Annotated in this window: 10 protein-coding genes; 4 read left to right on the top strand and 6 right to left on the bottom strand. The window is 72.0% G+C overall.

Annotation, left to right across the window (positions count from 1 at the left end; genetic code table 11):
* Positions 1-13: 13 nt before the first annotated feature.
* The 3 genes from CLV68_RS18845 to pheS form a co-directional block, all read right to left on the bottom strand.
* Entirely contained in the window at positions 14-1,636 is a 1,623-nt protein-coding gene (locus tag CLV68_RS18845; protein WP_121392124.1) for an alpha/beta hydrolase, read from the bottom strand.
* A 404-nt stretch (positions 1,637-2,040) separates the two neighbouring features.
* Positions 2,041-4,551, bottom strand: a complete 2,511-nt coding sequence (gene pheT, locus CLV68_RS18840) for a phenylalanine--tRNA ligase subunit beta (protein WP_121392123.1) — start codon at positions 4,549-4,551, stop codon at positions 2,041-2,043.
* Positions 4,551-5,618, bottom strand: coding sequence for a phenylalanine--tRNA ligase subunit alpha (gene pheS / locus CLV68_RS18835; protein ID WP_121392122.1), 1,068 nt, complete (start codon positions 5,616-5,618; stop codon positions 4,551-4,553). The genes pheT and pheS overlap by 1 nt, the downstream gene beginning before the upstream one ends.
* A gap of 280 nt (positions 5,619-5,898) precedes the next feature.
* Between pheS and CLV68_RS18830 the strand changes: the two genes are divergently transcribed.
* Together CLV68_RS18830 and CLV68_RS18825 are read left to right on the top strand one after the other, a co-directional pair.
* Entirely contained in the window at positions 5,899-7,695 is a 1,797-nt protein-coding gene (locus CLV68_RS18830) for an HSP90 family protein (protein WP_121392121.1), read from the top strand.
* Positions 7,696-7,709: 14 nt separating this feature from the next.
* Positions 7,710-10,676 (top strand): tetratricopeptide repeat protein, encoded by a 2,967-nt coding sequence (locus CLV68_RS18825; RefSeq protein WP_121392120.1) that lies wholly within the window; start codon positions 7,710-7,712, stop codon positions 10,674-10,676.
* A 643-nt stretch (positions 10,677-11,319) separates the two neighbouring features.
* On the opposite strand, the gene CLV68_RS18820 is transcribed toward CLV68_RS18825, so the two are convergent.
* The 3 genes from CLV68_RS18820 to CLV68_RS18810 all read right to left on the bottom strand — a co-directional run bounded on the left by CLV68_RS18820 (position 11,320) and on the right by CLV68_RS18810 (position 14,387).
* Positions 11,320-11,976, bottom strand: coding sequence for a DNA alkylation repair protein (locus CLV68_RS18820; RefSeq protein WP_121392119.1), 657 nt, complete (start codon positions 11,974-11,976; stop codon positions 11,320-11,322).
* 61 nt (positions 11,977-12,037) lie between these two features.
* Positions 12,038-13,690 carry a peroxidase family protein gene (locus tag CLV68_RS18815; protein ID WP_121392118.1) on the bottom strand — a complete coding sequence of 551 codons (1,653 nt, stop codon included), beginning with the start codon at positions 13,688-13,690 and terminating at the stop codon, positions 12,038-12,040.
* A gap of 217 nt (positions 13,691-13,907) precedes the next feature.
* Entirely contained in the window at positions 13,908-14,387 is a 480-nt protein-coding gene (locus CLV68_RS18810; RefSeq protein ID WP_121392117.1) for an NUDIX hydrolase, read from the bottom strand.
* A gap of 49 nt (positions 14,388-14,436) precedes the next feature.
* Between CLV68_RS18810 and CLV68_RS18805 the strand changes: the two genes are divergently transcribed.
* Both CLV68_RS18805 and rpe read left to right on the top strand, forming a co-directional pair.
* Positions 14,437-15,357 carry an FAD-dependent oxidoreductase gene (locus tag CLV68_RS18805; RefSeq protein WP_121392116.1) on the top strand — a complete coding sequence of 307 codons (921 nt, stop codon included), beginning with the start codon at positions 14,437-14,439 and terminating at the stop codon, positions 15,355-15,357.
* 31 nt (positions 15,358-15,388) lie between these two features.
* On the top strand, positions 15,389-16,057 hold the full coding sequence (rpe, locus tag CLV68_RS18800; protein ID WP_121392401.1) for a ribulose-phosphate 3-epimerase: 669 nt from the start codon (positions 15,389-15,391) through the stop codon (positions 16,055-16,057).
* The last annotated feature ends 362 nt before the right edge of the window (positions 16,058-16,419 follow it).

The following is a 16,419-nucleotide window of genomic DNA, read 5'->3' as shown; positions in this document are numbered from 1 at the left end:
CGGGTTCTGGCAACTAGCCGCGTGCGCCGATGATGAGCTTCTGGAGGTCGGCGCGGGTGATGTCGTTCGCCGCGATGGACGCCTTGCGCTGCGCCGCACCAGCGGGAACCGGCTGCGGGAGCGGTTCGCACTGGGCGTCGGAGCGGCGGCCCGCGACCCGGGCGGGGAGCTTGCCCGTGGCGAGGTAGTCGGCGATCTTGTCGTCGACGCACGCGATCCCGTTGAGGGAACCGGAGTGCGTGGTGCCGCCGACGCCCTCGACGAGGACGGACTTCGGGAACCGCGAGCGCAGTTCCAGGCTGCCCTCGTACGGGGTCGCCGCGTCGAGGGTCTCGTTGAGCAGCAGGATCGGCGGGGCCTTCGAGCCGTCGACCTTGACCGGCGTGCCGACCTTGCCGCCCCAGTTCAGGCAGGGGGCGTTGAACCAGGCGTTGCCCCACGTCTCGAACGGCGCGCGCAGGTGGGTGATCCAGTTGTCGATCTGCCACCTGGTCCACGAGGTGGGCCACTGCACGTCGGTGCACTGCGTGGCCAGGTACATCGCGAAACCGTTGTCGGTGCCGGGACCCTGGCCGTTGGACGCGTCGTAGAGCGCCTTCAGACCGGCGGAGTCTCCGCCGTTGACCCACGCGGAGAACGCGTTCGCCACGTCCTCCCAGCCGAACACGTAGTACCCGGCCTGCAGGAAGATGTCGGTCCACTCGTCCGGGCCGATGATGCCGCCAGCGGGCTTGCTGATGAACCTCAGCTGCTCGCGGTAGAACAGCGCCTCGACGTCGCGGCCCTTCTTGCCCAGGTGGTACACCGCGTCGTTCTTGGCGATCCAGTCGAAGTAGACCTTGATGTTGCGGTCGAACGCGACGTCCTGGTCCAGGTTGGCCTGGTACCAGACCTTGCGCGCGTCGACGTTGCCGTCGAGGACCATCCGCCGGACCCGCTCCGGGTACAGGGTCGCGTAGACCTGGCCCAGGTAGGTGCCGTAGGAGAAGCCGTAGTAGTTGATCTTCTCCTGCTTGAGCGCCTTGCGCAGGACGTCGACGTCGTTGACCGTGTCGGTGGTCTTGACGTTGTCCAGCAGCTCGCCGCCCGCGGTGTCGCACGCCTTCGCGTAGTTCTTGGACCTGGTCAGCCAGGTCTGCTCGAGCTTCTGCGTCACCGGCACGTAGTAGGGCCGATTGTAGGCGAAGTAGGTGCCGTCGCAGGTCAGCGCGGGCTGGCTGGAGCCGACGCCGCGCGGGTCGAAGCCGATCCAGTCGTAGAACTCGCCCGCGCCGTTGGGCACGTACTCACCGAGCACCGACAGGGTCAGGCCGGAGCCGCCGGGGCCGCCGGGGTTGGTGATCATGACGCCCTGGTACTGCTCCGCAGGCGCCTTGGCCGCGATCCGGGAGACCGCGATCTTGATCTTCGTGCCCTGCGGCTTGCTGTAGTTCAGCGGCACCTCGAGGAAGCCGCACTGCGCGCCGCGCCTGGCGAGGCCCGGGCTGGCGCAGGTGCCCCACGCGATCGGCGCGGGGTCGTAGGCGACCTGGTTGGGTGCGGGCTTGGCCTGTGGGGCCGCGGAGACCACCGGCGCGAGCACCGCCCCGCCCACCACGAAACCTGCCGCGGCGAGCACCGCCACGATTTTCTTCACATTGCCCCTTTTCTCATGCTCCGTCCGCACCCGGGTTGTGGTTCGCGGACCGCCCGATGCTGCCCCAGCGGCGTCCGGTTGGGAATAGCCGAACACCGATTTTTGCTAACGCGAAACCATGGTCGATCGACAATACCGGTCGCCGCGGGGGGAAACGGACTATCCACATCGGACCAAGACCGCCGTCGTGGCCCGAATGCCCCGGTCCGGCCGACCGGGGCCCGCGCGCACCACGCACGCAAGGCAATCGCGAAACCGGCACGACCACCGCGACAACCGTGGGTACCGCACCGGGTGGAGATCGGAATGCGCGTGGGCCAGCGGCTCGACCCGAGCCGGAGATCGGCGGGAACGCCGACGGGGGTGGGCCGGAAAGGCCCACCCCCGTCGCGCGGTGCGTCCGATCAGCCGCGCAGTGTCGCGCCGTGCCGCTCGGTGGCCGCCGCGACCGCCGCGTCCCGCGCCGCCGTCGCCTCCTCCACCGTCAGCGTGCGGTCGGTCGCGCGCAGGCGCAGCGAGTAGGCCAGCGACCGCTTGCCCTCACCCACCTGGCTGCCGCTGAACACGTCGAACAGGCTCAGCTCCTCCAGCAGCTCACCACCGCCGCCGCGCAGCGTCTCGGTCAGCTCCGCCGCCGGGACCTCGTCGTCGACGACCAGCGCGACGTCGAGCAGCACCGGCGGGTACGGCGACACGACCGGCACCACCTTGCGCTCGCGCACCGGCAGCAGGTCGAGGTCGAGTTCCATTGCGCAGGTCCGCTTCGGCAGCCCGAGCGCCTCGACGACCTTCGGGTGCAGCTCGCCCGCGTGCCCCACCGGGAACCCGCCGACGCTCAACCGCGCGCACCGACCGGGGTGCCACGGCGCGAGCGCGTCGGCACTCACCGCCAGCTCCACCCCCGCGGCCTCGGCGACCACGCGAGCGGCCTGCACGGCGTCGGCCCACGAGGCGGCCTCACCGGCACCCCACCAGCCGACCCGCTGGTGGTTGCCCGCCAGCACGACGGCGACGTGGGTCGGCTGCGCGGGCAGTGCGGCGGCCAACTGGGCGAACTGCTCGTCGCTCGGCCGCCCCGCCACCGGCACGTCCGGCATCGGCGCGGCGTCCGCGCGCGGCAGCACGACCTGTCCGATGTGGAACAGCGCCACGTCCTTCGCGCCCCGGGAGACGTTGCGCGCCAGCGTGTCGAGCAGACCGGGCAGCAGCGTCGTGGCCAGCTGGTCGCGGTCGGACTCCAGCGGGTTGCGCACCGCGACCGTGCGGCGGCGCACGTCGTCGGCGTCGAGCCCGAACGCGTCCCACACCTTCGGCGAGACGAACGGGAACGGCAGCACCTCGACGTAGCCCTGCTCGGCCAGCGTCCGCGAGATGTGCCTGCGGCGGCGCTGGGCCAGGGTCAGGCCGTGGCCGGCGGGCGCGGTCGGCAGCACCGACGGGATGGTCTCGTAGCCCTGCAACCGCAGGACCTCCTCGACCAGGTCGGCGGGCTGCGTCAGGTCCGCGCGCCAGCTCGGCGGGTACGCGGTGACCTCCGGCGTGCCGTCCTCGGCGGCACCGACCTCGACCCGGCAGCCGATCTGCTGCAGTCTGGCCGCGGTCACGCCCCGCGCGTAGCGGGTACCGGCGACCCGGTCCGGCAGGTCCATCGCCATGACCACCGGCTCGGCGGCGTGCGGGGTGCCCTCGTCGGTGCGGCCGGGCTGGATGCTGCCCTCGCCGTACTGGCGCAGCAGCCGCGCGGCCCGCTCCAGCGCGACCGGCGGCAGCGCCGGGTCGACGACCCGCTCGTAGCGCCGCGACGCCTCACTGGGCAGCTTGTGCCTGCGCACCGCCCGCGCGATCGACGGCGGGTCCCAGACGGCCGCCTCCAGCAGGATGTCGGTGCTGTCGTCGCGCACCTCGGTGCTCGCGCCGCCCATCACCCCGGCCAGCGACACCGGGCCGGACTCGTCGCTGATGACGATGTCGTCCGGGTCCAGGGTCCGCTCGACCCCGTCGAGGGTCACCAGCTTCTCGCCGGCCACCGCGTGCCGCACGGTCAGCCCGCCGCGCAGCCGCGAGGTGTCGAACGCGTGCATCGGCTGGCCCAGCTCCAGCATCACGAAGTTGGTGATGTCGACCGCCAGCGAGATCGACCGGATCCCGGCGAGCATCAGCGTGCGGCGGATGTGCCACGGCGTCGGCGCGGTCGGGTCCACACCGGTCACCCGGCGCACCGCGAACCGCGAGCACGCGCCCTCGGCGGCCAGGTCCACCGCGATCGCCCGGTTCTCCGCCGCGGGCACGTCGATGGCAGCCGGGTCCGCGAAGCCCAGGTCGAGCGCGCAGGCCAGTTCCCTGGCCAGGCCGCGCATCGACAGGCAGTAGCCGCGGTCGGCGGTCGGCGCCAGCTCGATGACCGTGTCGGTGAGCCCGAGCAGCTCGATCGCGTCGTCACCCGGCGCCACGTCGTCGTCGACGGGCAGCACCAGGATGCCGGAGTGGTCGTCGCCCAGGCCCAGTTCGTCGGCCGCGCAGATCATGCCGCGGCTGACCCTGCCGTAGGTCTTGCGCTCGCTGATCGCGAAGTCGCCCGGCAGCACCGCGCCGGGCAGCGCGACGACGACCACGTCGCCCTCGACGAAGTTGGTGGCACCGCAGACGACCTGGGTGGTCAGCGGCTGCTCGCCGTCCTCCTCGGGTTCGCCGATCTCCACGGTGCAGTACCGGATCGGCTTCTTGAACTCGGTGAGCTCCTCGATCTGGGCGACCCGACCGACCACCACCGGACCGGTGACCGGGCCGAGCGGCAGGACGTCCTCGACCTCGATGCCGACCCGGATGAACGCCTCGGCGATCTCGGTCGCGCCGATGTCGCGGTGGTCCTCGGTGAGTTCGAGCTGCTGGATGAGCCAGCTGACGGGGATCCGCACTACGCCTCCGTGCCGAAGGGAAGGGTGAACCGGACGTCGCCCTCGACCATGTCGCGCATGTCCGGGATGCCGTCGCGGAACTGCAGGGTGCGCTCGATGCCCATGCCGAAGGCGAAGCCGGAGTAGACGTCCGGGTCGACGCCGCAGGCGCGCAGGACGTTCGGGTTCACCATCCCGCAGCCGCCCCACTCGACCCAGCCGGGGCCGCCCTTCTTGGCGGTGAACCACACGTCGAGCTCGGCGGAGGGCTCGGTGAACGGGAAGAACGACGGTCGCAGCCGCACGTGCGCCTCGTCGCCGAAGATGGCCCTGGCGAAGGCGTCCAGCGTGCCCTTGAGGTGGGCCATGGTCAGGCCCTTGTCCACCGCGAGGCCCTCGACCTGGTGGAAGACCGGGGTGTGGGTGGTGTCGAGCTCGTCGGTGCGGAAGGTCCGACCCGGGCACACCACGTACACCGGCAGTTCGCGGTCCACCAGCGAGCGGATCTGCACCGGCGAGGTGTGCGTGCGCAGCACCAGCCCGGAGTCCCGCGCACCGGCGTAGAACGTGTCCTGCATGGTGCGCGCCGGGTGGTCCTTCTTGAAGTTCAGCGCGTCGAAGTTGAACCACTCGCCCTCGAGCTCGGGGCCCTCGGCGATCTCGTAGCCCATGCCGACGAACACGTCGCCGATGCGCTCCGAGAGCGTGGTGATCGGGTGCCGGGCGCCGCGCGGCCGCCGGTCCCACGGGAGGGTGACGTCGACGCCCTCCTCGCGCAGCACCCGCTCGTCGCGTTCCACCTTCAGGCGGGCGAGGCGGTCCTCGTAGGCGGTCTTCACCAGCGCCTGGGCCTCGTTGACCCGCTTGCCCGCCTCCGAGCGCGCCTGCGGGGGCAGCGCGCCGATCTCCCGGCGGGCCTGCAGCAGCGGCGAGCGGTCCCCGAGGTGGGCTGGCTTCACCGAGGCGAGCGCGTCGAGGTCGGCCGCGGAGCCGAACTCCTCGCGGGCCTTCTCCACGGCGGCCTGGAGGACGTCGGGCGAGAGCGCCGCGACCTCCTTGGGGTCGTACGGGTCGTTGGCTCCGGACATGGTTTCTGGACAGCTCCCCGGGGGTCCTCGTGCGGACGGCTGCGCACCCGGCGGGGCGGGTGAGCTGCCTCGATCCTAGGTGATCGCCCTCGGGGTCCGACACCGAGTTGGCGCAGCGCCGCCCGGTGGGGTTGCCCCGGGTAGCGGTACGGGTTCGCGCGGCCGGGTGAAGGCCGGGCCGATGTCATAGGACGCCTGTACTGTGACCTGGGCCGGTCGGTTGCCCAGCCCCTGCCCGCCCTGCCCGTCCGCCCGAGTCCCTACCCCGCAGAGGTCCACCTTGGCCCAGACATTCGGTGTCAACCTTCGCGGTGTCATCGACCTGCTCAGTCACCACCTCTACAGCAGCCCGCGGGTCTACGTGCGCGAGCTGCTGCAGAACGCGGTGGACGCGGTCACCGCGCGGGGGCTGCTCGAGCCGGGGGCGCCGCGCCGGATCACCCTGGAGTGCCCCGAGCACACCGGCGACGGGACGCTGCGGGTGACCGACACCGGCATCGGGTTGGCCGAGGACGAGGTGCACGCGCTGCTGTCCACCCTCGGCGGGACGTCCAAACGCGACGAACTGGGCTTCGCCAGGCGCGACTTCCTCGGCCAGTTCGGCGTCGGGCTGCTCTCGTGCTTCCTGGTCGCCGACGAGGTGCGGCTGGTCAGCCGGTCGGCCAAGGGTGGCCCCGCGGTGCGCTGGACCGGGCGCAACGACGGCACCTACACCGTGCAGGTCGACGACTCCGCGCGCGCCGAGGTCGGCACCACGTTGACGCTGCTGCCCAGGCGGGACTGCGACCACTGGGCCGAGTACGCCACGGTCGCGCCGCTGGCCGCCGAGTTCGGGTCGCTGCTTCCTTACGAGGTGCGCGTCGTGGGCGCCACCGACACCGCGGTGGTCACATCGGGTGGATTCCCGTGGACCCGGGTCGACGGGGAGACCAGCGCCGAGCACCGCGACCGGATGGCCGGGTACTGCAAGGCCGTCTTCGGGTTCGAGCCGTTCGACGCGTTGCCGCTAGAGGTCGGCGCCGCCGGACTCACCGGGGTCGCGTTCGTCCTACCAGAGGGCGCGCACCCCGGAGCTCGACAGGCCCACCGGGTCTACCTGAAGCGGATGCTCGTCGGCACCTCGGTGGAGGGCCTGCTGCCGGACTGGGCCTACTTCGTGCGGTGCGTCGTGGACACTTCCGCGCTCCGCCCGACCGCGAGCCGCGAGGCGCTCTACGAGGACGAGACGCTGCTGGCCGTGCGCGACGCCCTCGGCGGCCGGGTGCGCGACTGGCTGGTGCGGCTCGCGGCCACCGAGCCGGAACGGGCGGGCGCGCTGCTGGCCGCGCACCACATGGGCATCAAGTCCCTCGCCCTGGTCGACGACGAGCTCCTCGGGCTGGCCGAGCGGTGGCTGCCGTACGAGACCACCCGGGGCGCCATGCCGCTGCGCCAGTTCCGCCGCAGCCACCCGACCGTGCTCTACACCCCCGACGTCGACGAGTTCCGCCAGCTCGCCCCGGTCGCGGCCGCCCAGGACATCGGGCTGGTCAACGCCGGGTACGCCTACGACACCGACCTGCTGCGCCGCATCGCCGACCGCGACGGCCCCGACACCGCGCGCCGGGTCGACCCCAGGGAACTGCTGGCCGCGCTCGGCCGCCCCGACGCCGCCACCGAGGCCGCGCTTGCCGACACGGTCCGGGTGGCCACCGCGGTCCTGCACGACCACGACTGCGAGCCGACGCTGCGCGAGTTCGACCCGGTGTCGTTGCCCGCGCTGCTCATCGCCGACGCCGACGGGGAACGCAGACAGGACGCCGAGGACGCCCGCGCCGACGCCGACCCGCTGTGGCAGGACCTGCTCGGGCACCTGGTCGACGCCGGGTCCGGCGCCGCGCAGCGGCTGGTGCTCAACACCCGCAACCCGCTGGTGGCCCGGCTCGCCGAGGTCGCCGACACCGCGCTGCTGGAGTCGGCGGTGCGCGCGCTCTACGTCAACGCCCTGCTGCAGTCGCACCGCCCGCTGCGCCCCAAGGACACCGCCGCGCTCACCGGGTCGTTCCTCGACCTGCTCGACCGCGCCATCGGACACTGACCCGGAGGATCGACGTGCCCGAGCCCGACCCGCGTGAGCGCCTGGCCAGGCAGCTGCACGAGTCCGACGACCTGCCAGCCGGGGCGGCCAAGTGCGAGGCGCTGGAACGGGTCGCGCGCTCCGCCGACGCCGCCGGACTCCCCGACCTCGGCGTCGCCGCGCGGCTCGTGCTGGTCAACGCCTACCGCGAGATCCGCCGCTACGACCTGATGCTCACGCCGTTCGCGTGGCTGCGCGCGACCGAGGCGCGGCACCCGGAGGCGTTCGACGAGTGGGCGGTGCACCAGTTCACCTGGATGCACAAGTGGCTCGCCACCGGCCTGCTCGGCGACCCCCGGTTCACCCTGGCGCAGGTCACCGCCCTGGTCGACCAGCTCGAACAGCGCTACCGGCTGCACGGCTACTCGCTGCACCCGGTGCACGACAAGCGCCGCGCCCTGGCCCACCACGTGGGCGACACCGGCGCCGCCGACGCCCACTTCACCGCGTGGCGCGGCGCCGAGCCCGACGACATGAGCGACTGCCCGGCGTGCGTCGTGGACAGCCAGGTCGGCTACTTCGTGTCCCGCGAGCGGTTCACCGAGGCGATCGCGGTGGCCAGGCCGGTGCTCGACGAGCCGTCGGACTGCGCGGAGCAGCCGCACGGGGTGCTCGCCTCGCTCATCGAGGCGTACCTGGCCACCGGCAGGCTCGACGACGCGGCGCGGGCGCACCTGGTGTCGTACCGGGTGGTGCGGGGGACACCGCAGGGCCGCTCCGCGCTGCACGCGCACCTGCGGTTCTGCGCGATCACCGCCAACGCCGCGCGGGGACTGGAGATCCTCGTCGACAACCTCGACGTCCTCACCGACCCGCCCAGCCCGAAGGTGCTGCAGGAGTTCGCCGCGGCGGCCGCGCTGGTGCTGAGCCGGGTGCCGGACCGGGCGGAGCGGGTGTTCGCCGTCGGCGAGGTCGAGCTCGACGGCGAGGCGCTGCGGGTGTTCTGCGCCGAGGAGGCGTTGGCGACCGCGGCGGCGTTCGACCGGCGCAACGGGACGGACGCGGTGAGCAGGCGGGTCCGCGCGACGCTGGACCTGGCCGACGTGGGGCCGGTGCTGGTCGCGGTGCCGGGGGCGTCGTTCGGCGAGCAGGTCGGGTCGTTCAGCGGCGAGCTCGACACCGGTGTGGTCGTCGAGTCCGGTGTGCCCGGTGATGCTGGAGCGCTCAGTGACGCCGGAGTGGTTGCTGGTTCTGGAGTGCTCGATGATGCCGGTGTGCTCGGTGATGCTGGGGCGCTCGGTGATGCCGGAGTGCTCGGTGGTGCCGGGGTGCTCGGTGATTCGGGGGTGCTCGTTGCCGGGGTGCTGTCCGGCGCCGAGGTGGACCGGGTCGCGGCGGCCGAGGCGGCGTGCGCGGCGATCGAGGCCGGGCAGGTGCTCACCGGGGTCCAGCAACTGGCCGGGGTGCGGTCGGTGGCCGGGCTGCCGGACCGGCTCGCCGCGCGGGTGACCGCGCACCGGCTGCGGTTCCAGCGCGTCGACGACCCCGTGGCGTCGGCGGAGCGGTTGATGGCGTGCCAGGGGCGGTTGGTGGAGGTCGGGGAACTGGTCCTCGCCGCCCGGCTGCACCAGGTGCTCGCCGGGTTCTGGCAGGCGGCGGGGCAGACCGCGCGCGCTCGTGACCACGCGCTGCTGGCCATCGCCGAGGGCACGACCCTGGGGGACCCGCTGGCGGTGGTCTACGGGCACCTCGCGTTGGTGGACTTGGATTTGACGGCGGGTGCGGCCTCGCTGGACACGGCGGAGGAAGTGGCGACCGCCGACGCGCCGGAACTGCTCGGCGCGGTGCGGGACGTCCGGGCCGAGGTGCTGGCCGCGCGCGGTGACGAGGAGGGGGCGCTGGCCGTCGTGGCCGGGCTGCTCGACGAGGACCGCGCCTGGCCCGAGCTGACCACGCTGCGGCTGGTGGAGCACCGGGCGCGGCTGCTGGCGGACATGGGCCGGTTCGAGGAGTCCGCCGGGTGGTTCGAGAAGCTGGTGGCCCGGTGCCGGACCAGCCCGGGGCCGTGGCTCGCGGACTCGCTGATGCAGTACGCCATCCTCATCGACCACGCAGGCCTGGCCGCCGACAACCTGCCGATCCTGCTGGAGACAGCGTCGGCCGCCCGCGCGTACCTGCCGCCGGTGGGCACCGCGCAGGCGTGCCTGCACCTGTCCGCCGGATACCTGGCCACCGGCCGCGCCCTCGAAGCGGCCGAGACCCTCGAAGAAGCCCTCCGCCTCACCCCACCCACCGCGACCGACCTCCTCGGCAAGATCCACTACCGCCTCGCCATGGCCTGCCGCGACCTCGGCGAACACACCTCAGCCGAAACCCACCTCACCGCCGTCATCAACGCGGGCCCCACCGACGACGCCCTCCTCGGCCACCTCCTGCACCAGTTGGGCGACGTCCGCATGCACCTCGGCGCCCTCCCCGAAGCCGCCACCGCCTTCGAACACTCCGCCGCCCACTGGCGCGTCGTCGACAACCCGATCGCCGCCAGCGAGTCGTTGGTGCGCTTGGCCCACGCGCGGGGGATGGGGGACCTGACGGTGGGACTGTCCTATTTGGATGAGGCGGAGTCGTTGGCCGCCTCCACCGAGGACGGGCTGGATCAACTGGCGGAGACGATCGGGTTCCGTGCGGCTTTGCTTGCGCACCATGAGCATTATGACCAGGCTCTCACTGCCAATGCCGCTGCGGAGGAACTGGCGGTCCGGTTGGGCAATCCTGACTGGCAGGCGTTCCTCGCTGGTCGGGCTGCGCATCTGCACTTGGACATCGGCAATCACGGGACGGCGGAGGCTGAGGCTCGGCGTGCTGCTGCATTGTTGGGGGATACGCCTAATCCGCAGACGTTGGGGGTGGTGCTGGGGACTTTGGCGCGGACGTTGGAGGAACAGGGGAAACCAGTGGACTCCGACCCCCTGGTCAAGTCCCTGACGACCCAACTGGACTGATCGCCCCGGCCTTCCGTGATCGTCGGACCTCTACAACGTTGGCCCTCACCCGGCCTTCACAGACGTTGGCCCAACGTGCCCCTCACAGGCGTTGGCCCCAGCCCGGCCTTCACGATCGTTGGTCCCCACGCGCCCCTCTACAACGTTGGTCCTAACCTGGCCTTCACGATCGTTGGCCCCTACGCGCCCCTCTACGACGTTGGCCGACAACCGCTCCTCGGATTCGCTGGTGCCAGGCTGGCTCGATGGGGTGGACTTGTTTTGTGTGGGGTGGCGGCGTCCGTAAGCTCGCTGCGCGGGGGAGGGCCGTCTCTTCAGGCCCCGCCTTTGTGCTCTTCCCAGGAGGTCGTAGGGGCCCCGCGCAAAACAAGTTCGCCCCATCGAGCAAAGCTCGTAAATCGCGTGCTGGCCAATGCCGTAGGCGAGGCGGTTTCGTCGACGCCGCAGGCGAGAACGGGATCAGCTGGGGGAGGGCCAGCTTGGCACCAGCGCCTCCGAGGAGCGGTGTTCGGCCAACGCCTGAGAGGGGCATGTTGGAGCAAACGCCTAAGAGGGGCGCGTGGGGGCCAACGCCTGTGAGGGCCGGGTGAGGACCAATGCTTGTGGGGGGGGGGCGCGTTTGGGCCAACGTTGTTGTCTTCCTTCAAGAGATGTGTTTCAGAGCCTCTCGCCTGGAGAGCCCCGACATGCCTGGGTGGTCATCCACAAAGGTCCGTACCCACTCGGCATCCACCCGCGCATACTGCCGCAACGCCCACCCGATCCCCTTGCGCAGAAAGAAATCCGCATCATCCACATTGGCCTCCACCGCATACGTCAGCAGCGAAAGATCCGTCTCCCCCTTCGCCCCAAGCTGGCAGATCACCGACACCCGGCGCTTCCAACGGTCCGCATCGGTCGCCCACTCACGGATCACCGGTGTCACGACAGGTCGGTGGGCCATCAGGAGCGGACCCACGTGGTGGCTGGCGAGTTCGTCCACATAGTCCCACCACGCGCCCGTGATGATGAAGTCCTCATACAAAGGGAGCAGGTCGGGTTCCTGCCAGCGGGCGTAGCGGCGGAGGAGGTCGAGGGCTACGTAGCGCTCCTCGCGGTAGTCGGCCTCGTGCCAGAGGCGGCGGACGGTGTCCAGCCATTCGGCGCGGGAGGTGAGGGCGGGGAGTTGGCGGACGAGGGTGTCCCTGGCGGGTTTGGGGACGCCGTGGAAGGGCATGTCGGACTTCATGTAGCGCTGCATGTCCGGTGCGCGGGTCGGGTCCGCGGCCGCGGCGAGGCGGGAGCGGGCGAGGGCTGCCATGTCCACAAGGGAACGTTACCGCCGGGTGGGGTGCCCCGGTCACGGGGCACCCCACCCGCGCTCACTCGCCGAGCGGGTTGAGCAGGTCCGCCTTGCCCTCGAAGGCGAACAGCAGCAGGTCGGTCATCCGGAACGTCGACGCGTCCGGGCCCAGGGTCGGTCGCCACCACGGTTCGCGGACCGTCGAGTGCCTGCTGCCCTCGATGGCGCGGTGGAAGACCTCCGCGACGATCCGGCCGCCGACCTGGCCGAGGCGGCCGTCGTTGAGCTCGGCCTCGCGCAGGACGTAGAACCACAGCGGCGTGCTCGCGGCGACCGAGGCGCGTTGCTCGGCGCTCAGGCCCGCGAGGGAGGCGCCGCCGTTGCCGGTCAGGATCTGGTCCCCGCTCAGCGGTGTGACGCCGAACAGCGCCGCCATCTGCTGGCCGGACGCGAGGCGGACCATGTCGGCGCGGGTCAGGTTGCGGAACGCGAGGTTGCGGTGGATGTCCGGGAAAGTGCTGCCCCGACCACCGAACGTGCCCGCGGGCAACTGCGCCAGCGGGTCGACCAGCACCGTGTCGATCCGCTTCGCCACGTTGGCCGTTCCCGCGGGCGGCGCGAGGTCCGGGCGCCCGGACTCGGTGAAGTCGTACAGCCGTCGGAAATCCGCGATCCAGTTGGTCGGCAACCGGTCCACCTCGCCGAAGTCCGGGTCGTCCAACTCGGGCAGCCCGCCGCCGGTGAAGTTGCCGCTGACCCCGCTGAAGGTGAACAGCAGCAACAGCGTCCCGAGCGGACCGGGGCCGCCGGTGGTGAACACCCGGTTCCACTCGTAGGCGTCGCGCACCATGCTGTGGCCCATCCGGTACGCCGCGACGGCGAACTCGACCGGCATCGTCGGCTGCCTGCCGTGCCCGCGCGCCTCGAAGAACCGGCGGCCGTTGGTGAACACGTCGGCCACCACCGCCGGGTCGACGACCCTGGGCAGGAAGTCGGTGCGCAGCATCCACTGGTAGTGCTTGACGACCTGCTCGCGCGCCGCCTCGAACAGCCTGCGCTCGTGGATCCCGGTGAGCGCCAGGTGTTCCACGACCCGGTTGTGGAACCGGATGAACGCCAGGTGGGTCTGCGCGACCACCAGGTTCTCGTCGTTGCGCAGGTCCGGGATCAGCGGCGCGCGCCGGTCGGCCGCCGTGCCCGCGGTGCCGCCCGCCCTGGGCAGGTCGAAGCCCTCCAGGTCGACCCGCACCCGGTCGTCCGGGAACCCGGTCGCCGAGGACGTGCCGACCTTGAGCCGGACCCCGTCCTCGGCGTAGAACCGCCGGTCGAGGCGGTCGTGCGGCCCCCGCCCGTAGACGGAGTCCAGGTCAAGCGCGGGCGAGCGGCCCTGCACCAGGTCGTCCACGGTGACCTCGGACCCCAACTGGGTCGCGGTCCGGTCGAGCGTCAGGTCGTGGTCGACGAACTGACCGAGGTAGGTGAACCCGGCCGGGATCGTGCCGTCCGGTTGCCCGGCCGAGACGTCGGTGATCGCGGCGGCCAGCGCGGCGCGCGTCGACTCGTCGGTCCGCTTCCCCCTCGGGCCGAGCCGGGAGAACCGGAACCGGCGCAACTCCTCCTCCGCCGACGCGGCCCGGGTGACCGGGCCGTCACCCCCCGCGTCCGCTGATCCCTCGCCCAGAATGCCCTCGCCGACGACGAAGAAACTGTCGCGGGCATGACGGTGTGCCATTGGTGAACCCCCACAAGTCCGGCCGGGAGCCACGCGTCGGCGCCCGGGGAAAAGGGGCGGACGTGGCCGCCGTACCGAGTTCCCTCCCCAGAGAACCGGCGTGCCAACGACTTCCCCTCCCGGCCAGGCTACCGGAAAAGGGGATGGCGTCACGTCGGGAATCCGCTGATGGCCTTTTTCCGCAGATGTGCGGAAACCGGGGCGGCTAGGCGGGGAATCAGCCGGTGGTGTCCGCACGGCCGGTCGGCGGCTTGCGGGTGGCGAGGTCGACGCCGATGTCCACCAGGTCGGTCCGGTCCAGTGTGGACACCTCGGTGAGGTCGAACCAGGCCGCCATGTCGGTCGAGCCGTTCTCCTCGTAGCGCAGCTCCCCGCCCAGCACGCTGGCCGCGTAGACCACCCGCAGCCCGTGCCAGTCGGTCGCCTTGCCCGCCTTGGTCAGCGCCCGCCGCACCCCGGTGCGCTCGCGGAACTCCCGGTGCACCGAGTCGATGCCCAGCAGCGCGTCCACCCGCACCGCGTACCCGGTCTCCTCGGCGACCTCCCGCACCGCGGCGTCCAGCGGGTCCTCGCCGTGGTCGATGCCGCCGCCGGGCAGCGTCCACTTCTTCTCCGTGCGACCCACCCACCTGGCCAGGAGGATCTTCCCCGCCTCGACGCACACGGCGTAGGACGCCACCCGCAGAGAGCGCTTCACAGGAGGTCAACCTACCCAAGAGCGGCCAGGAGCGGGGTAGCGTGCGGCCATGGGTACCGATGTCATCGTCGTCGGCGCCGGGGTCATCGGGCTCAGCACCGCGATCCGGTTGGCCGAGTCCGGCGCCACCGTGCGGGTGTGGGCCGCGGAGCCGCCCGCCGAGACGACCTCCGCCGTCGCCGCCGCGCTCTGGGGACCGGACTTCGCCGACCCGGGCCGCGCCTGGGCGTACGCCACCGGCCCCGAGCTGACCAGGCTCGCCGCCGACCCGGCCACCGGCGTCCGGCTCTGCCGGGGCACGCAGTCCTCCGACATCCAGAGCGAGCCGCCGCCGTGGGTCGACCGGCTGCCGGACGTGCGGATGCTCGAACCCGGGGAGCTGGCGCCCGGGATGCTGGTCGGTCTGCGCACCACGGTTCCCATCGTCGACATGCCCCGGTACCTGGACTACCTGACCGCGCGGCTGGACGTCGAGATCGAGATCCGCCGGATCGCGTCGCTGGCCGAACCGGCGGCCGAGGCGCCCGTGGTGGTCAACTGCACCGGTGTCGGCGCGCGCGAACTGACCGGCGACGAGGGGTTGCGGCCGTGGTGGGGGCAGCACGTCGTGGTGGCCAACCCGGGGCTGGACGAGTTCTACATCGAGGCCGTGCGCGGGCACGAGTGGGCCGGGTTCTTCCCGCACGGCGACGTCGTCGTGCTCGGCGGGGTGTCCCGGCCGGACGTGTGGGACCGCACGCCCGACCCGCTGGTCGCCGCGGGCATCGTCGCCCGCTGCGCCGCCATCGACGCCCGGCTGGCCGACGCTCCCGTGGTGGGGCACCGGGTCGGGCTGCGGCCGTGGCGGGCGTCACCCCGGCTGGAGCGCGAGCGGCTGGGCGACGCGGCGGTGGTCCACAACTACGGGCACGGCGGCATGGGGGTCAGCCACTCGTGGGGGAGCGCGGACGCGGTCGTCGCACTGGTCTGATTTAGACTGGTTCCCCGTGTCGACCACGCCGATGATCGCCCCCAGCATCCTGTCCGCCGACTTCGCCAGGCTCGCCGACGAACTGGCCGCTATCGAGGGCTCCGACTGGGTCCACGTCGACGTGATGGACAACCACTTCGTGCCGAACCTGACCCTCGGCCTGCCGGTGGTCCAGTCGCTGCTCAAGGCAACCGACATCCCGGTCGACTGCCACCTGATGATCTCCGACCCGGACCGCTGGGCGGTCGGCTACGCGGAGGCGGGCGCGTACAACGTCACGGTGCACGTCGAGGCCGCCACCGACCCGATCGCCATCGCCCGCGACCTGCGCGCCGCCGGGGCCAGGGCCGGTCTGTCGATCAAGCCGGACACCCCGGTCGAGCCGTACCTCGAGGTGCTGCGCGAGTACGACACCCTGCTGGTCATGTCCGTCGAACCGGGCTTCGGCGGCCAGAGCTTCATCGAGCACGTCCTGGACAAGGTCCGCACCATCCGCGGCCTCGTCGACACCGGCCACCTCAACCTCCTGGTCGAGATCGACGGCGGCATCAACGCCACCACCATCGAACGCGCCGCCGAAGCAGGCGTCGACTGCTTCGTAGCAGGCTCCGCCGTCTACGGCGCCGCAGACCCGACCAAGGCCATCACCGCCCTCCGCGCCCAGGCCCGCGCCGCCAACCACCGCTTCCTGCCCGCCTGACGGGACCGCTCGCGGGGGTGCTCCGCTCTTCGCCGGATGGTCGACCAGCCAACGCAGATGATCGAGCACCGGCCTGCCACACGCCGACCTGCCTGGCTCATGTCGGCCGCCTACCCTCACTCGGCGGCCGAGGGCAGACCCCGTTCGCCCGGCCGAGGCCAGGCACTTGCGCGGCGAGCCCCGAGGATCGGCGACCCACGCCGCCCCTACCGGCCAACGCCGACCGCCTATCCCGATGCGGCGAACGCCAGGCACCCGCCTGCCGAGGTCATGCCTCGTTCGCCCCGGCCGAGGTCAGGTACTCCTGCGGCGAACCTCGCGCACCGGCCTGCCACACGGCCCCCGCCGACCGCCACCCCTTC

The organism is Actinokineospora cianjurensis, assembly GCF_003663795.1.
In the GTDB taxonomy this organism is placed as follows: Bacteria; Actinomycetota; Actinomycetes; order Mycobacteriales; family Pseudonocardiaceae; genus Actinokineospora; species Actinokineospora terrae.
Note: the sequence above shows the minus strand (reverse complement) of the source record. Positions and strands in the feature narration are given on the sequence as shown.